Annotated in this window: 18 protein-coding genes; 2 read left to right on the top strand and 16 right to left on the bottom strand. The window is 38.7% G+C overall.

The window, feature by feature from the left end:
• Positions 1–75 precede the first annotated feature (75 nt).
• Complete coding sequence (locus tag BR72_RS05105) at positions 76–495, bottom strand: GNAT family N-acetyltransferase (protein WP_035430635.1); 420 nt, start codon at positions 493–495, stop codon at positions 76–78.
• Between the two features lie 262 nt (positions 496–757).
• Positions 758–1,375, bottom strand: a complete 618-nt coding sequence (locus BR72_RS05110; RefSeq protein ID WP_035430636.1) for an HAD family hydrolase — start codon at positions 1,373–1,375, stop codon at positions 758–760.
• 248 nt (positions 1,376–1,623) lie between these two features.
• On the opposite strand from BR72_RS05110, the gene BR72_RS05115 reads away from it, so the two are divergent.
• Positions 1,624–2,232: a flavin reductase family protein gene (locus BR72_RS05115; protein ID WP_035430637.1), complete on the top strand. Its 609-nt coding sequence runs from the start codon at positions 1,624–1,626 to the stop codon at positions 2,230–2,232.
• Between the two features lie 281 nt (positions 2,233–2,513).
• Here the strand turns inward: BR72_RS05115 and BR72_RS05120 are convergent, their stop codons facing one another.
• From BR72_RS05120 to BR72_RS05185, 14 genes are all read right to left on the bottom strand, one after another.
• Positions 2,514–2,777: a DUF3935 domain-containing protein gene (locus BR72_RS05120; RefSeq protein ID WP_035430638.1), complete on the bottom strand. Its 264-nt coding sequence runs from the start codon at positions 2,775–2,777 to the stop codon at positions 2,514–2,516.
• Between the two features lie 32 nt (positions 2,778–2,809).
• Positions 2,810–3,370 carry a manganese efflux pump MntP gene (locus tag BR72_RS05125; protein ID WP_035430639.1) on the bottom strand — a complete coding sequence of 187 codons (561 nt, stop codon included), beginning with the start codon at positions 3,368–3,370 and terminating at the stop codon, positions 2,810–2,812.
• Positions 3,371–3,427: 57 nt separating this feature from the next.
• The gene (locus tag BR72_RS05130) at positions 3,428–4,471 is read right to left on the bottom strand and encodes an L-threonylcarbamoyladenylate synthase (protein WP_035430640.1); all 1,044 of its coding nucleotides are present in this window, start codon (positions 4,469–4,471) and stop codon (positions 3,428–3,430) included.
• Positions 4,472–4,578: 107 nt separating this feature from the next.
• Positions 4,579–5,037 (bottom strand): GNAT family N-acetyltransferase, encoded by a 459-nt coding sequence (locus BR72_RS05135; RefSeq protein WP_035430641.1) that lies wholly within the window; start codon positions 5,035–5,037, stop codon positions 4,579–4,581.
• A 52-nt stretch (positions 5,038–5,089) separates the two neighbouring features.
• The gene (gene spoIIR, locus BR72_RS05140) at positions 5,090–5,917 is read right to left on the bottom strand and encodes a stage II sporulation protein R (RefSeq protein ID WP_035430642.1); all 828 of its coding nucleotides are present in this window, start codon (positions 5,915–5,917) and stop codon (positions 5,090–5,092) included.
• Positions 5,918–6,252: 335 nt separating this feature from the next.
• Entirely contained in the window at positions 6,253–7,101 is an 849-nt protein-coding gene (gene prmC / locus BR72_RS05145; RefSeq protein WP_035430643.1) for a peptide chain release factor N(5)-glutamine methyltransferase, read from the bottom strand.
• A complete protein-coding gene (prfA, locus tag BR72_RS05150) occupies positions 7,101–8,168 on the bottom strand; it encodes a peptide chain release factor 1 (RefSeq protein WP_035430685.1) in 1,068 nt (355 codons plus the stop codon). The genes prmC and prfA overlap by 1 nt, the downstream gene beginning before the upstream one ends.
• Before the next feature lie 147 nt (positions 8,169–8,315).
• Complete coding sequence (locus tag BR72_RS05155) at positions 8,316–8,900, bottom strand: thymidine kinase (protein WP_035430644.1); 585 nt, start codon at positions 8,898–8,900, stop codon at positions 8,316–8,318.
• Positions 8,901–9,109: 209 nt separating this feature from the next.
• A complete protein-coding gene (locus BR72_RS05160) occupies positions 9,110–9,355 on the bottom strand; it encodes a type B 50S ribosomal protein L31 (protein ID WP_034635411.1) in 246 nt (81 codons plus the stop codon).
• Positions 9,356–9,497: 142 nt separating this feature from the next.
• Positions 9,498–10,769 carry a transcription termination factor Rho gene (rho, locus tag BR72_RS05165; protein WP_035430645.1) on the bottom strand — a complete coding sequence of 424 codons (1,272 nt, stop codon included), beginning with the start codon at positions 10,767–10,769 and terminating at the stop codon, positions 9,498–9,500.
• 213 nt (positions 10,770–10,982) lie between these two features.
• A complete protein-coding gene (glpX, locus tag BR72_RS05170; protein WP_035430646.1) occupies positions 10,983–11,948 on the bottom strand; it encodes a class II fructose-bisphosphatase in 966 nt (321 codons plus the stop codon).
• Between the two features lie 80 nt (positions 11,949–12,028).
• On the bottom strand, positions 12,029–13,318 hold the full coding sequence (locus tag BR72_RS05175) for a UDP-N-acetylglucosamine 1-carboxyvinyltransferase (RefSeq protein ID WP_035430647.1): 1,290 nt from the start codon (positions 13,316–13,318) through the stop codon (positions 12,029–12,031).
• Positions 13,319–13,579: 261 nt separating this feature from the next.
• Positions 13,580–14,437: a class II fructose-bisphosphate aldolase gene (locus tag BR72_RS05180; RefSeq protein WP_035430648.1), complete on the bottom strand. Its 858-nt coding sequence runs from the start codon at positions 14,435–14,437 to the stop codon at positions 13,580–13,582.
• Positions 14,438–14,647: 210 nt separating this feature from the next.
• Positions 14,648–15,016: a response regulator gene (locus BR72_RS05185; RefSeq protein ID WP_035430649.1), complete on the bottom strand. Its 369-nt coding sequence runs from the start codon at positions 15,014–15,016 to the stop codon at positions 14,648–14,650.
• Between the two features lie 330 nt (positions 15,017–15,346).
• Here BR72_RS05185 and BR72_RS05190 point away from each other — a divergent pair, with 330 nt between their 5' ends.
• A complete protein-coding gene (locus BR72_RS05190) occupies positions 15,347–15,874 on the top strand; it encodes a DUF2529 domain-containing protein (RefSeq protein ID WP_035430650.1) in 528 nt (175 codons plus the stop codon).
• Positions 15,875–15,895: the final 21 nt, after the last annotated feature.

Below are 15,895 nucleotides of genomic sequence, written 5' to 3' on the forward strand. Positions count from 1 at the left end.
TAATAAGGAAAAAAGGTTACTAGAAGAATAATGGCTTTTATGTTGATTAATACCTTCTTCTAAAATTTATTATGTCTATTCTTTTGAAATTACAGTAAACATCCCCGTCATGTTGGGTGAGTAATCTTTAAAATCATACTTTTCATAGAATGATTTTTTACCTTGTGATGCAAACAAACCAACAAACGCTTTATCTGGGGCATTCCGATTTAAGTATTCAACCAAAATACTCATTATTTCCTTTCCAATACCATTCTTTTGATAATCTGGATGAACCACTATATCTTGAATATAGAAATAGATAGCCCCATCGCCAACAATTCTCCCCATACCCACAATTTGATCATTATCATAGACTGTGATGCAGTGAATAGAATTTTGAAGTGATGTCTCCACCACTTCAAAATTCATATAATTAGTCCATCCCACAGAGTCACATAAATATTTATATTCTTCCAATGTTGGAATGTTATTTTTAATCTCATATTTCTTCAAAATGGATCCTCCCAGCCTTCAATTTCACCAAATAAAGTATATTCGACACAGTTTTATCTAATCCTCTTACTAACTGAACCTGCCCCGTTAGGTTTTCCGCTTAACATTGTAAATCCGCATAAACCTGACACTACTCCATGCCTATCAAGCTAAGAAAGGCAAATACCCAAAAAAAATAAAAAAACCCTCAGATAAGCCGATAAGTATCTTAAAATCACAATCTATTATTCTGTTAGTTCCTTTAATCAATTGTTATTATTCTTTAGAATAGGTCTAAAAGATCATCAAATTTCTCTATAACTTGATCATATTCACTTACATTTCCAAAACCGTACTTTGCGTAAACAAAAGGGATACCCGCATACCTAGACGCCTTTAGATCACTCTCTGTATCTCCAACATAAACAGGTTTTGAAAGGTTGTTTCTTTCAATTATTAATTTGATATTGTCTCCTTTTGAGAGACCCGTTCTACCAGGGTTTTCATAATCTAAAAAGTAATTCTCAAGTTTATGATACCGATAAAATCCCTCAATATAACCCTGTTGACAATTGCTAACGATAAAAAGTTTATATTTCTTAGAAAGGTTATATAGTACATCTTCCACGTTTTCAAAAAGAACCCCACCGTGTTTCTCTATATATTTACCTTCGATCTCAAAGCACTGTTTAATGATTTGTGTTCGAGTGTTTAAATCTAAGTTTGGAAATAACTTGCTACTTATGTCTTCCATTTGAAGTCCCATAGTACCTTCGAAGTCTCTTCTTGTTAACTTCTTTTCTATTTGCTTATTTTCCTCAACTACACTATTCCATGCAAGTAGTACAGTGTTTATAGAATCCCAAATAGTTCCATCCAAATCAAAAATTATACTATCCATATGTATGCTCTCCCCATCATTTATAATATATACGTACGAAACTCAGCTAAACCGCCCCGAATTTCCTATATATGTAAATCATATCATAAACACAAAATTTTTGTGTAGGCCTATTTAAAGATAGTAACTTGATAGGGATATGACGCTATCCCCTTTACAAAAATATATTTTTTCAGCAGGAGTTTCCCCCTCTTATCTTGTAAACAAACAAAGAAGTGTTACACATATTAAGAAGGGAGATTACATATATGCGATCTATTAATCCAAATGAACAAACTGAGAAGGACAATTACAAATTACTAACGGGGAGTATCATTCCACGCCCAGTTGCATTCGTCACAACCGTTACAAATGATGGGGTACTAAACGGCGCTCCATTTAGCTACTTTAATATCGTTGCGGCAAATCCGCCTCTTATCTCAGTTTCCGTACAACGAAAAGACGGAAAGCCAAAAGATACAGCACGAAATGCGATGGAGAAAGAAGAATTTGTCGTTCATATTTCTGATGAATCTTATGCAGAAGCCATTAACGAAACAGCAGCTAATCTTCCTCCAAATGAAAGTGAAATCGAACTCGCAAAACTAACACCGATCGATAGTGATGTAATTTCTGTACCAGGAGTAAAAGAAGCAAGCATTCGTATGGAATGTATATTAGAGAGCGCTATTCAATTAGGCGGAACAGAAAACTCCCCAGCATGCGATCTACTAATCGGTCGCATCGTACGATTCCATATCGCTGAGCACCTATACGAAAATGGACGCATTAACGCTGAACAACTAAAACCAATAAGCCGATTAGCCGGACATAACTACGCAAAACTTGGAGAACAGTTTGAGCTTGTAAGGCCATAATTAAAAGCGGAAGCGACTGCTTAGCTCCATCGGCTAAGGTTCTTTCCCACAAAAGGTGCTCTTTACCTTTTCGTGAGGAAGGTTCTTAGACGGAAGGGGCTAGGAGCTGGATATACTAAAAGCGGAGGCGGCTCGATCAGAACAAGAGGGGGATGGAGCTTCTGACATAGAGGCGCTTTTTGCCTCGGCGGAAGACGCGAAGCCACCGACTGTTCTAGTCGCCGATATATTATGTATACAACTATGAAAGCCCAGCTACTTATCACAGCTGGGCCTTTACGCTATTCTTCACGAAATGATTCTACTTCTTCTTTCTTCGGTTTTTCTAATTTCACAACAAAGAAATATAAAGAAATAAGGGTTACAATAAAGACAATTAAAAATGGGTACGGAGAATAGAAAATATGCGCTCCGCCTGTTTGGTCATCCATAAATTTTAGTGCATCTATATCAAAAAACTCTGCTAATCTTTGAACACCTAGCATACTAAACCAGAAAACAAAAAAGCTAACAATAATACCGAAAAATTGTTTAATTTTAATCATAGCTGTCATCCTTTCTAAGAAGTTGGCTACGTTCATACCGAAAATAATAATTTTATCCCAAATCCAACAAGTATAATACCGCCAAGCACTTCTCCATATGTCCCAAAAATACTTTGTGCCCTGCGGCCAATTAACAATCCGAACCAAGTAAGCATCATGCTCACGACACCAAATATGAGAATTGTGACAAACGTACGCGCTCCGTAAATACCGAGACTTAAGCCAACAGAAAAACTATCCATACTTACACTAAAAGCAAACAATAGTAAACTTGCCCCAGCCGGAACACTTCTATATTCATCATTGTGAGATATTGACGTATACACAATGTGAAATCCTAATCCCATTAATAAAACACTACCTATAAAAGTGGCAATGGAGCCAAATTGCTCTGATAAAAAACGGCCAAGTATCATACCGATAAAAGGCATAATTATATGAAATGTACCAATTGTAATGCCGATAAAAAAAATTTGACGCAGCTTAAGCGCAATCATTCCCATACCGAGACTAACCGAAAACGCATCAAGCCCTAGCGCAAATGCCATAATAAATAGCGGCAACAATTCGCTTATAATATGTTCAATTGTCATAATGTCCCCCCTCGGACTTGCTACTTCACAATATGCACGTCCGAGGAGAGTTAGAATTTATTTTTCGAATATGATGTGGTGACCCGCGGCTTTTGTTAAACGATTCATGATTGCACTACCTATTCCTTCACTTGGGAACGACTCACTAAAAATAATATCAACACCGCTTGCGTCAAATGTACGCAATACATCATAAAGCTTTGTCGCAACGGTTGCTAAGTCACTGCGCTGTCCGCAAGATAGAACAACGTCTGCTTGATAGACATGCTCATATTCCTCTGTTGTTAATACGCCTACTTTATAACCTTCTTGCTTTTTATTATCCACAAGTTGTTGAATAAATGTACGCGAACCCTCAACAATACTAAGCGGAGCTTTCGGTGCATAATGCGTATATTTCATCCCTGGCGATTTTGGTTTTTCTGTTTCATCCTTTAATGCCGGATCTAATAAAACAGGTCCAATTACTTCTTCTAATTGCTCCTTCGTAATACCACCCGGACGCAAAATCGTTGGTATTTCACTCGTACAATCTAGTACAGTTGATTCTACACCAACACCAGTTGCCCCGCCATCCACGATACCAGCAATTTTCCCATCTAAATCTTCGTATACATGAGAAGCGAGCGTTGGACTAGGGCGCCCGGAACGATTCGCACTTGGAGCCGCTACTGGTACACTTGCTGCTTCAATAAGCGCTAATGCTACTGGATGATCTGGCATACGAACTGCTACCGTCTCCAACCCAGCTGTTACTTTTTCAGAGATCCCGTCTTTTTTCGGAAAAACAAGCGTTAATGGCCCTGGCCAGAAATGCTTCATTAATACATTTGCAATTGGCGGAACATGAGCTACAATACCATCTAATTGTTCTTCCGTACCAATATGTACAATAAGCGGATTATCACTTGGTCTTCCTTTTGCTTCGAAAATTTTTGCAACAGCTACGTCACTTAATGCATTCGCACCAAGTCCGTAAACTGTTTCAGTCGGAAAGGCTACTGCTTCATTTTCTCGTAATAAATGCGCTGCTTCTTGTAATTGTGGATAATCTTTTTTTATTTCCACAACATTATCCACAGTCCACATTTTTGTATTCATTTTTTTCCACGTCCTTTTCTACCATGAAATACTTGTTATTTGTAGTTTACTATGAGATTTATCCAAAAGACAAATAAGATTTATCCACAAAATGTGGATAAATCCATTTAATCAGTGGATAACTTTGTGAATAGCTGACAATTTAGTATAATTACATTCGGTTGTTTTATATTTTCACAAAAATGTTCTAATTCCTGAATCCCTTCTGATACAACGTCCTTTTCAACCGTTTCAAATTGAAAAAACTGAAATATCGTCACAGATTGTGGACTATTTGTGAGTAAAAATAATTGCTCAATATTTTTTTCTTTAATATATTGTAAAAACGTTTCAAAAAAATGCAAGAACATAGATTTATCCACAGCAGGTGTGAATAAACACGAGCGAAGAAGCGCATCACTTCCAGCTTGCTCATATCCAACAGCCGCTTGAATTTGGTCCTCTTCTTCTAATATCATAAAATTCCCATACAGTTGATCTAAACGTTCTTCGTTCATCCGAACTTGTCCAAAAAAGGTTTGTAGTCTTTCCACATCTGATTTTGTAGCAAAACGTATGTGCTTCATACACAATCCCTCCTCATACTTTTATATATGAGGAGGGATTCTCTTTTAGAACCTATTTTGAAAATAAAGATGTAAATACTTCTACGATAAACAATTTTACTTCCGGCTTTTCTTCCGTTTCTTCTACTACCTTCACTTGCTCTTCTTGTTTACTAACATCCGGTTCTTCTTGCTTACTTTCTTCTTGTAATTCTTTTTCAATACGTTTTTCTTGCGCATCCTTTGCTTTCACTTTTTGTTTCGGCGCGATGCGCGTCTCTTTCTTATCCTTAGGAGATTGTGTTATTTCTTCTTTTACAATTTCCTTTTGCACATAATTTTCTTCTATATCATCCTCATCAATCGTTTCGGCTTTCACAACAGGCTCTTCTCGTTTTACAGCTGTACCACTAGAGAAGTCTAAGAAACACATAGGCGGAAATAACACGCACCACCAATTCGCCCCTTCACCTTTTCCAATTGTCACAAGTACTGCTTCATACTCTCCAGCTGGATAAATAAAATTCCCATATACTTTCGTTGGAAATTTGATATGTTTATTAAACTGAACCGTAAAAGTTTCCTTACTACCTTCTCGTTTCAATGTTTTTGCAACTGTTTGTTCAAGCTCTGGGATACGGCTTTGAATGACGCGACGTGCGTCTTCAAACGATTTTAACTCTGCCACCCAACCATCGATTTGCGCTTTCACTTCATCACGCACTTTACGTTTTAACTCTTGATCTTCCTTCGAATCACTATTAGCCAAAATACGTAATCGAATCGCCTCTTTCGGAATTACGACAGGTCCTTTCGCATCAACTTTCATATATCCAAAGTGCGCAATCATTTGTGCACCAATTAATAATAAAAGTAGATAAGCAATCGCTTGTTTTTTCATCTTATCTCCACCGTCCCTTCAGTAAAACAGTGTAGACAAGTTTTCTTCTTTCTAACCTACTAAATTTAGAATCTATTTATTTTTATCCGATCGTTCTTTTCGATATATCGGCGCTTTTTAAAATATATCAGCGCTTCGACACAATATACAGTGAAACTTCCATCAGTGACGCCTTTTTCACTGATGATTAGCTCTCACCAATCGGGCTTTTACGGGCAGTTTTCTTCCCTGCTCTTCTCCAGCTTTTACTGCCCGTTAATGCGGGATAAAGACCCTTCAACACCGTTTGACACGCTAAATACACTACAGGGAGCTGACTCAGCTCCCTGTTAACATTACATTTCCGCGAAGACCATACGATCTTTCCCGTTAATATCAAATACAACTTCTACATGCGCATGAGGGAATGTTTCTTGCAGTAAGGCACGCACATCTTCACCTTGTCCTACGCCTACTTCAAAAGCAACAATCGCCTCTTCTTGCAACACCTTTGGCAATTCCTCCATAAAGCGTCGATAGAAGTCCAGCCCATCTTCACCTCCAACGAGCGCACGCTTTGGCTCATGCTCTTTCACTACGGAAGAGAGCCCTCTCCAATCCTCTTCTGGAATGTAAGGAGGATTCGACACAACAACATCTAGCTTTTGCTTCGTTTCCTGAAACGGCGACAATAAATCACCGTGATAGAACGTTACATTCGCCTGTAATTCTGCTGCATTTTTCTGCGCCACTTCAATCGATTCCGGAGCAATATCGACTGTATATACATGTAAACGGGGATTTTCTAAAGAAAGTGTAATCGAAATTGCCCCGCTACCAGTGCCAATATCAGCCACATGTACACCCTTATCTCCAAATTTACGACGAATACGTGTTAATATTCCTAGCACAAGCTCCTCTGTTTCCGGTCTTGGAATAAGCACTTCTTCATTGACAAAAAATGAACGCCCATAAAACATTTCATATCCAATTAAGTACTGAACAGGCATGCCCGCTACATGCTTGTGGATAAAGTCTGCAAAAATGCGCTCTTGTTCTGCCGTTAATTCTTCACGCATGTTCATCATTAAACCTGTTCGATTCGTCTTTAATACATGACAAAGGACAATTTCTCCCGCATTTTCATCTCGCCCATTTTCTTGTAAAAAAGAAGAAGCCCATTTCAGGGCTTCATAGACACGCATTACTCAGCTGCCTCCATCTTTTGCGCCTGATCTTCCATCACTAAGGCATTGATGAAATCATCTAACTTACCTTGTAAGATTTGATCCAGCTTCTGAATCGTTAAACCGATTCGATGGTCTGTAACACGATTTTGCGGGAAGTTGTACGTACGAATACGCTCAGAACGGTCTCCCGTACCAACAGCTTGTTTACGGTTTTGATCGTACTCAGCTTGCGCTTCTTGTCTAAACTTATCATAAACACGCGCACGTAATACTTTCATTGCTTTTTCTTTATTCTTAATTTGTGACTTTTCATCCTGACAAGAAACAACTACACCAGTCGGTAAATGCGTTAAACGTACCGCTGACATCGTTGTATTAACACTTTGTCCACCAGGACCACTAGAAGCAAACGTATCCACACGAACATCTTTTTCATGAATATCGATTTCTACTTCTTCTGCTTCCGGTAATACAGCTACAGTTGCTGTAGAAGTATGGATACGTCCTCCAGATTCTGTTTCCGGAACACGTTGCACACGGTGCGCACCATTTTCAAATTTCAACTTTGCAAAAGCGCCTTTACCGTTGATCATAAAGATAATCTCTTTATATCCACCTAGTTCTGTATAGCTCGCTTCGATAATTTCAGTTTTCCAACCTTGCACCTCAGCATAACGGCTATACATACGGTATAAATCACCAGCAAATAATGCCGCTTCATCACCACCAGCAGCACCACGAACCTCTACGATAACGTTCTTATCATCATTCGGGTCCTTTGGAACAAGTAAAATTTTCAGACGCTCTGATAATTCCTTCTCTTGTCCCTCTAGCTCAGACACTTCTTCTTTTACCATTTCACGCATGTCAGCATCTAACTTCTCTTCTAACATCGATTTTGCATCTCTTAATTGTTCACGAGCATCTTTATACTCACGGTACACCTCTACCGTCTCTTGTATATCAGATTGTTCTTTTGAATACTCACGAAGTTTGTTCGGATCACTTATAATCTCTGGATCACTTAAAAGCTCGTTTAACTTTTCATAACGGTCCTCTACAGCTTGCAAACGATCTAACACAACATTCACCTCAACATCCTAGTCTCTAATCTAATACAAATAGTATATGGTACATAACAAAAAAAACGCAAATTATATTTAAAAGTGGCGACGGCTCATTCAGCCCCTACGCATTTTCTAAAAAAACCCGCCTTATGTAGCGAGTTTTTATCTCTGTTCAATTGGTACAGCATGACAATGACGACAACGTGGTTCATATGATTCTGATGCGCCAACTAAAATAATTGGATCATCAAAAGAAGCTGGTTCCCCATTGATTAAACGTTGCGTACGACTTGCAGGAGATCCGCATTCAGCACATACTGCTTGCAGTTTTGTTACATGCTCCGCAATTGCCATAAGCTGAGGAACTTGTCCAAATGGTAGACCACGGAAATCTTGGTCTAAACCGGCAACAATTACACGATAGCCGCGGCTTGCCAATTCTTGCACCACTTCCACAATGTCCCCATCAAAAAATTGTACTTCATCAATTGCTATAACATCAATATCCTCCGTTACGTGTTCAAATATCTCCTTTGAAGCCGCAACAGGAACTGCTCTTACTTTCAATCCATTATGCGACACAACGTCTTCTTCACTATAACGATTATCAATACACGGTTTAAAGACTATCGCATTTTGCTTTGCAAATTGCGTACGGCGCACACGGCGGATGAGTTCTTCTGATTTCCCGGAGAACATGCTTCCACAAATCACTTCAAGCCAACCGTGTTGATTTATTACGTACATAAAAGCCCCTCCGTTCACCTATATGAATCCATTTTGATTTTCTGACATATAAATTGGCCAGATGCCCTCGCCACCTAAAAAAGATGGTTTTATGTCGTTTTTTCATTTGGATTTATATGCTTATTCTCACTTTAAGTAGGTAAAGATTTATATTTTCGCAAAAAAAACAGACAAGCGGATATATACACTTGCCTGCTTTATGTTTGTTATTACTTAAGGCCGTATTTCTTGTTGAAGCGGTCAACACGTCCGTCTGCAGTAGCAAACTTCTGACGTCCTGTGTAGAATGGGTGAGAATCAGAACTGATCTCAACTTTTAGTAATGGATAAGTGTTACCATCTTCCCACTCAATAGTTTCGTTAGAACCTTTTGTAGATCCGCTTAAGAATTTGAAGCCTGTGTTTGTATCCATAAATACAACTTTCTTGTAATCTGGATGGATTCCTGCTTTCATTCTTTTCATCTCCTTCCGCCCTGAATCATTTTCGAAACAGAGTTTTTTCATCGTTAGCTGCAATCACAACTATAGTTGATGAAACGCACATGATGAAATTATAACAAGGCTATCTACATTTTGCAACTACCTGTTTTTAGCATTACTTCATCGTGACATATCTCTTTGAATCTGCAGGGATATTTTGCAAGAATTCTTCATTTGTCTTTGTTTGACGTAGCTTACGCAAGAAGCTTTCGATGAAGTCTGGCGTATCTCTCATTGTTTTACGAATACCCCATAACTTATCTAAATGTTCTTTTGGAATCAATAAATCTTCTTTACGTGTACCAGAACGACGAATATCAATAGCTGGGAAAATACGACGTTCTGCTAAAGAACGATCTAAGTGAAGCTCCATATTTCCTGTTCCTTTAAACTCTTCATAAATAACATCATCCATACGAGACCCTGTATCAACAAGAGCTGTTGCTAAAATTGTTAAGCTACCGCCCTCTTCGATATTACGAGCTGCTCCGAAAAAGCGCTTTGGTCTGTGGAATGCTGCCGGATCGATACCACCAGATAACGTACGGCCGCTTGGCGGAATCACAAGGTTGTACGCACGCGCTAAACGGGTAATACTATCCATTAAAATGACAACGTCTTTTTTATGTTCAACAAGACGCATCGCACGCTCTAATACAAGCTCAGCTACTTTAATATGATTTTCTGGTACCTCATCAAAAGTAGAACTTACAACATCACCTTTCACAGAACGTTCGATATCCGTTACTTCCTCTGGACGTTCGTCAATTAAAAGTACAATCAGTTCTGCTTCTGGATGATTTGTTGTAACGCTATGTGCAATTTCTTTTAACAGTATCGTTTTACCAGCCTTTGGCGGCGCAACGATTAGACCACGTTGCCCAAATCCAACTGGTGCAATTAAATCCATGATGCGTGTTGATAATTTCTTTGTTTCCGTTTCCAATTTCATTTGACGATTTGGATATAACGGTGTTAGCGCTGGGAAATGCACACGTTCTTTCGCTGACTCTGGATCATCTCCATTAACCGCCTCAACTTGTAGCAATCCAAAGTAGCGTTCATTTTCTTTCGGAGGTCGCACTTTACCAGAAACCTTATCTCCATTACGCAAATCAAAACGACGAATTTGCGAAGCTGAAATATAAATATCTTCAGAACTCGGAGAATAGTTGATTGGACGTAGGAAGCCAAATCCTTCTGATTGAATAATTTCCAGTACGCCTTCCATGAAAAAGAAACCTTCTTTTTCTGCTCGCGCTTTTAAAATTGCAAAAATTAACTCTTTCTTCGTTAATTTGCTGTAATAAGAAATCTTAAATTCTTTTGCAAGTTCATATAACTCTTTTAACTTCATGTTTTCTAATGCTGAAATTGTTAAATTCATTCGGACACCACACTTTAATATTATTCTCTTTTTTCATTGGGTAAGGGAAATTATGGAAGGTTAATGCATATTAATGAAAGGCAATAAGTACAAGTAGAGTAATATTCACTATTGTAACCCTTTTACCTCATTTTAATCAATACATTGCGAGACAAATACAAGAAGCGAAGACAACAAAATTTGTCTTCGCTCTATCTATCACTTTCACACTTCCTATTTTATAACTAAATTTGGTTTTTTATTTAAACTATGACGACCGTCAACAAAGCGAACTGTTCCCGATTTCGCGCGCATAACAAGAGAGTGTGTTGTACCAGTACTTCCTTTAAATTGAACACCGCGCAGTAATTCACCGTCAGTAACACCGGTTGCTGCAAAGATTGCATCGTCACCTTTTACTAAATCTTCCATATAAAGAACACGGTTAACATCATCGATGCCCATTTTTTTGCAGCGTTCTAGTTCTGCTTCATTTTGCGGAAGAAGCTTCCCTTGAATTTCTCCACCTAAACATTTTAATGCTACAGCAGCTAGAACTCCCTCCGGTGCACCACCAGATCCGAATAAAATATCAACACCCGTGCGATCAAATGCTGTGTTAATAGCACCAGCTACATCACCGTCGTTAATCAATTTAATGCGTGCTCCCGCTTTACGAATTTCCTCAATAATTGCTTGATGACGTGGTCTATTTAAAATAGTTGCTACAACATCTTCAATATTTTTATTTTTTGCTCTCGCAACTGCACGTAAGTTATCAATAACTGGTGCATTAATATCAACTGCACCAACTGCTTCTGGACCAACCGCAATTTTCTCCATATACATGTCAGGTGCATGTAATAAGTTTCCATGGTCTGCTACGGCAATGACTGCTAACGCATTCCATCCTCCTGCTGCAACGATATTTGTTCCTTCTAATGGATCAACTGCTACATCAACGCGCGGACCATATCCAGTCCCTAATTTTTCACCGATATATAGCATTGGTGCTTCATCCATTTCCCCTTCACCAATTACTACAGTTCCTTTCATCGGTACTGTGTCAAACACATCGCGCATCGCTGAAGTTGCTGCCCCATCTGCTTCATCTTTCTTACCAAGCCCCATCCAGCGTGCTGATGATAACGCTGCAGCCTCCGTTACACGTACTAATTCCATGGATAAACTTCTTTCCAATCTAATCCCTCTCCTTTAAACCTTAATATTTCTCCCATAATTAACATTCACCATGCGCCCTATTATAGACGCAAAGCTCTTTAGGCGTTTTTCATCTGTTCAATCTCTTGTCTTGTCATTTTTTCACGCCAAATTTTTGCGCCAAGACCTCGAAGCTTGTCCTCTAAATTTTCATAGCCGCGATCAATATGCTCCAGCCCTGTAATCTCAGTGATCCCTTCTGCCATTAAACCTGCAATAACAAGAGCAGCCCCGGCACGTAAGTCACTTGCTTTCACTTTCGCTCCTTGCAGCGAAATAGGCCCTGTCACGATAGCAGAACGACCTTCTACTTTAATTTGCGCATTCATTCTTCTTAATTCATCTATATGTTTAAATCGTGCGCCGTAAATTGTATCTGTTACAACTGCCGTTCCGCTTGCCTTTGTTAATAACGTCGTAAACGGTTGCTGCAAGTCAGTTGGAAACCCTGGATATACGAGCGTTTTTACATCTACCATTTTTAACTGGCGATCCCCACTTACCACAATTTGATCATCATGTGTTTCTACTCTGACACCCATTTCCCGAAGCTTAGCCGTTATAGATTCTAAGTGCTGCGGAATCACATTATCAACTACAACTTCACCGCCAGAAGCCGCACCCAGAATCATATATGTTCCAGCTTCAATGCGATCAGGAATAATAGAGTGATAACAGCCGTGAAGCGATTCAACACCATCGATACGAATTACGTCTGTTCCTGCTCCTTTAATGCGAGCTCCCATACTTGTAAGCAATGTGGCTACATCAATAATTTCAGGTTCTTTCGCTGCATTTTCAATGATTGTCCTACCTTTTGCACGCACGGCAGCAAGCATAATGTTAATTGTCGCACCTACACTGACAACATCTAAATAAATACGTGCTCCCCGCAGTTCCTCTGCACGCAAATATATTGCACCTTGCTCATTTGTGACATGTGCTCCAAGCGCTTCAAACCCCTTAATATGCTGGTCAATTGGCCTTGGTCCTAAATGACATCCACCAGGAAGTCCAATTACCGCTTGTTTAAAACGACCGAGCATTGCTCCCATTAAATAATAGGAAGCACGCAGCTTTTTTACCTTTCCATTCGGAAGAGGCATTGCTACCATCTTAGAAGGATCAATTGTCATTTCTTCATCTTGATGATATGTGACTGATCCACCAATTTCCTCTAACAAATCACCGAGTATTTTCACATCAGAAATATTAGGTACACCACCAATTGTAACGGGTGTTTCTGCTAAAATGGTCGCAGGAATAAGCGCAACAGCACTATTTTTTGCACCACTCACACGAATTGAACCATGTAAAGGTACACCGCCTTCAATCAGCAACTTATCCATCTTAAGCCCCCTTCTTGTGAATTCATTTCCCGATCCATTCCCTACTGTAACGGGTAAGTTCACTACTTCGGATACATTCTTACACTTGCGAGTATGTCCATGCTCTCTGTTCCCTTTATTTTTACATAATTACAAAAATAATTCTCTTAAAATGCCCTAACAAGCAGAAATTTGTCTATTCCGCAAAATGTTCACGCTTTCATTATACAACGAAACGAAACCGTCTAAAAGGCTAGACGGTTTCTAAAGTCATTTTTAAAATTATGCTTGACCGTTAGAACCAAACTCACGAATTTTACCGATTACAGTCGCTTTAATTGCTTCACGACCAGGCCCGATAAATTTACGAGGATCATAAACTTCTTGGTCTTTATTTAACACTTCACGAACCGCTTTTGTAAACTCGATTTGGTTTTCAGTGTTTACGTTGATTTTAGAAGTACCTAAAGAGATAGATTTTTTGATGTCAGCTGTTGGGATACCAGTACCACCGTGAAGTACTAAAGGTACACCAGTTACGTCACGAACTTCTTCCATCTCTTTGAATCCTAAGTTAGGCTCACCTTTGTAAGGACCATGTACAGAACCTAATGCTGGAGCAAGGCAATCAATACCTGTTGCAGCTACTAGTTCTTTACACTCTTGAGGATCAGCGTAGATAACACCTTCAGCTACTACGTCATCTTCTTGTCCGCCAACTGTACCAAGCTCAGCTTCTACAGATACGTTACGAGCGTGTGCATATTCTACTACTTTTTTAGTAGTTTCGATATTTTCTTCAAATGGGTGGTGAGAAGCATCGATCATTACAGATGTGAAACCTGCATCAATTGCTTCTTTACATTTTTCGAAGCTTGAACCATGGTCAAGGTGAATCGCAACAGGAACAGTGATGTTCATTTCTTCGATTAAAGCTTTAACCATAGCTACAACTGTTTTGAAACCAGTCATATGACGAGCTGCACCTTCAGATACACCTAAAATTACAGGAGATTTTTCTTCTTCTGCAGCAGCTAAGATAGCTTGTGTCCACTCTAAGTTATTCATGTTGAATTGACCAACTGCATATTTTCCTTCTAGCGCTTTGTTTAGCATTTCTTTCATGGAAACTAAAGGCATGGTAAATCCTCCTAAAAACGTTTTTTTGTATCCGATAAGTTCTTATCGGTGGTAGTATGACCACAATAAGGAAAAATATGTATAATCACATACCGGACTTTTTTCTACACTCCATAGGATACCAACTTGTACTCAAAAACTCAACTGCATTCACCTGCTCATTAGTTTATGAAAACGCTTTTTTACTATTTTTTAATAAAAAATTCACGATTATGCTTCTACAGCAATTTCTTTTCGCACAGCACTTCGAATTTCATCAATATCAAACGGCTTTGCAAAGTGCATTAACGCACCGAGTTCTTTCGCTTCTTGAATCATATCTAACTCGCCATAAGCCGTCATTAAAATTACTTTAATGTCTTGATTAATTTTTTTCACATGTTTTAAAATTTCAATTCCGTCCATACCCGGGATTTTCATATCTAAAATAACTAAATCTGGACAATCTTTTTTCACAATATCGAGGGCTTGAAAACCGTTTGCTGCTTGAAATGTTTCGTAACCTTCCTTTTGAAACACCTCATGTAATAAAACTCGAATGCCGTATTGATCATCAACGATTAAAATTTTCCCTTCCATATTCCCCAACCTTTCTATATAAATACAAAATTTGTATTTCTCGTATCCCTATAAATCCAAATTAAAAACAGGCATAAAAACCATTCTTTTTATATAGCCTGGGAGCATCTGACCATGCATAGAAGCGGTCAGAACTTTTTTCTACATAGCAACAATCTAGATGTCGAAAAATTAAAATGGATTCATATCTTTCGATTAATTTCGCTACTTTTTATCAAATTCCTTCCTATTCTTTCTTATTTTACTGCTTCCTATTTCCTAGCGCTAGCACCGTTATGAATAAATAAGCTATAATGAAAGCCGATAAGCATGCTAGAAAGGAGCATCACCATGTTTAAAATTTTTTCCACCCAGCTAGGTGGCTATTTCACAAAAATTGCTCAGAAAGAAGAGATGAATATAGAAGATAGTGCTCGTTTACTTGCACAAGCATTAATCGGAGATGGACACATTTACTTGCACGGTACGAAAGAGATGGAAGGTGTAATTTCCGAAGCTTTATACGGAGCCGAGCCTATGCAACATGCAAAACGATTATTTGCAGACGATAAACAAGAAGACGTAACCGTTGCCGATCGCATCCTACTGATTAGCCGTTTTTCTACAGATGAAGAGATTATTTCACTAGCGAAACAATTGCAAGAAAACGGTCATTTTATTGTTGGTATTTCCGCTAAACAAGAAGGCGAATTGTCATTAGAACAATTCACCGATGCACATATCGATACACAACTTATCAAGCCATTAATTCCAGATGATGACGGATCTCGGTATGGATTTCCAAGTTTAATGACAGCTTTATTTGCCTATCACGGATTAAAGTTTACAATTGATGACATTATGAATGAATATGAGTAACGCAAAAAGGCGCCCTATAAT

This window comes from Bacillus sp. UNC322MFChir4.1 (assembly GCF_000746135.1).
In the GTDB taxonomy this organism is placed as follows: domain Bacteria; phylum Bacillota; class Bacilli; order Bacillales; family Bacillaceae_G; genus Bacillus_A.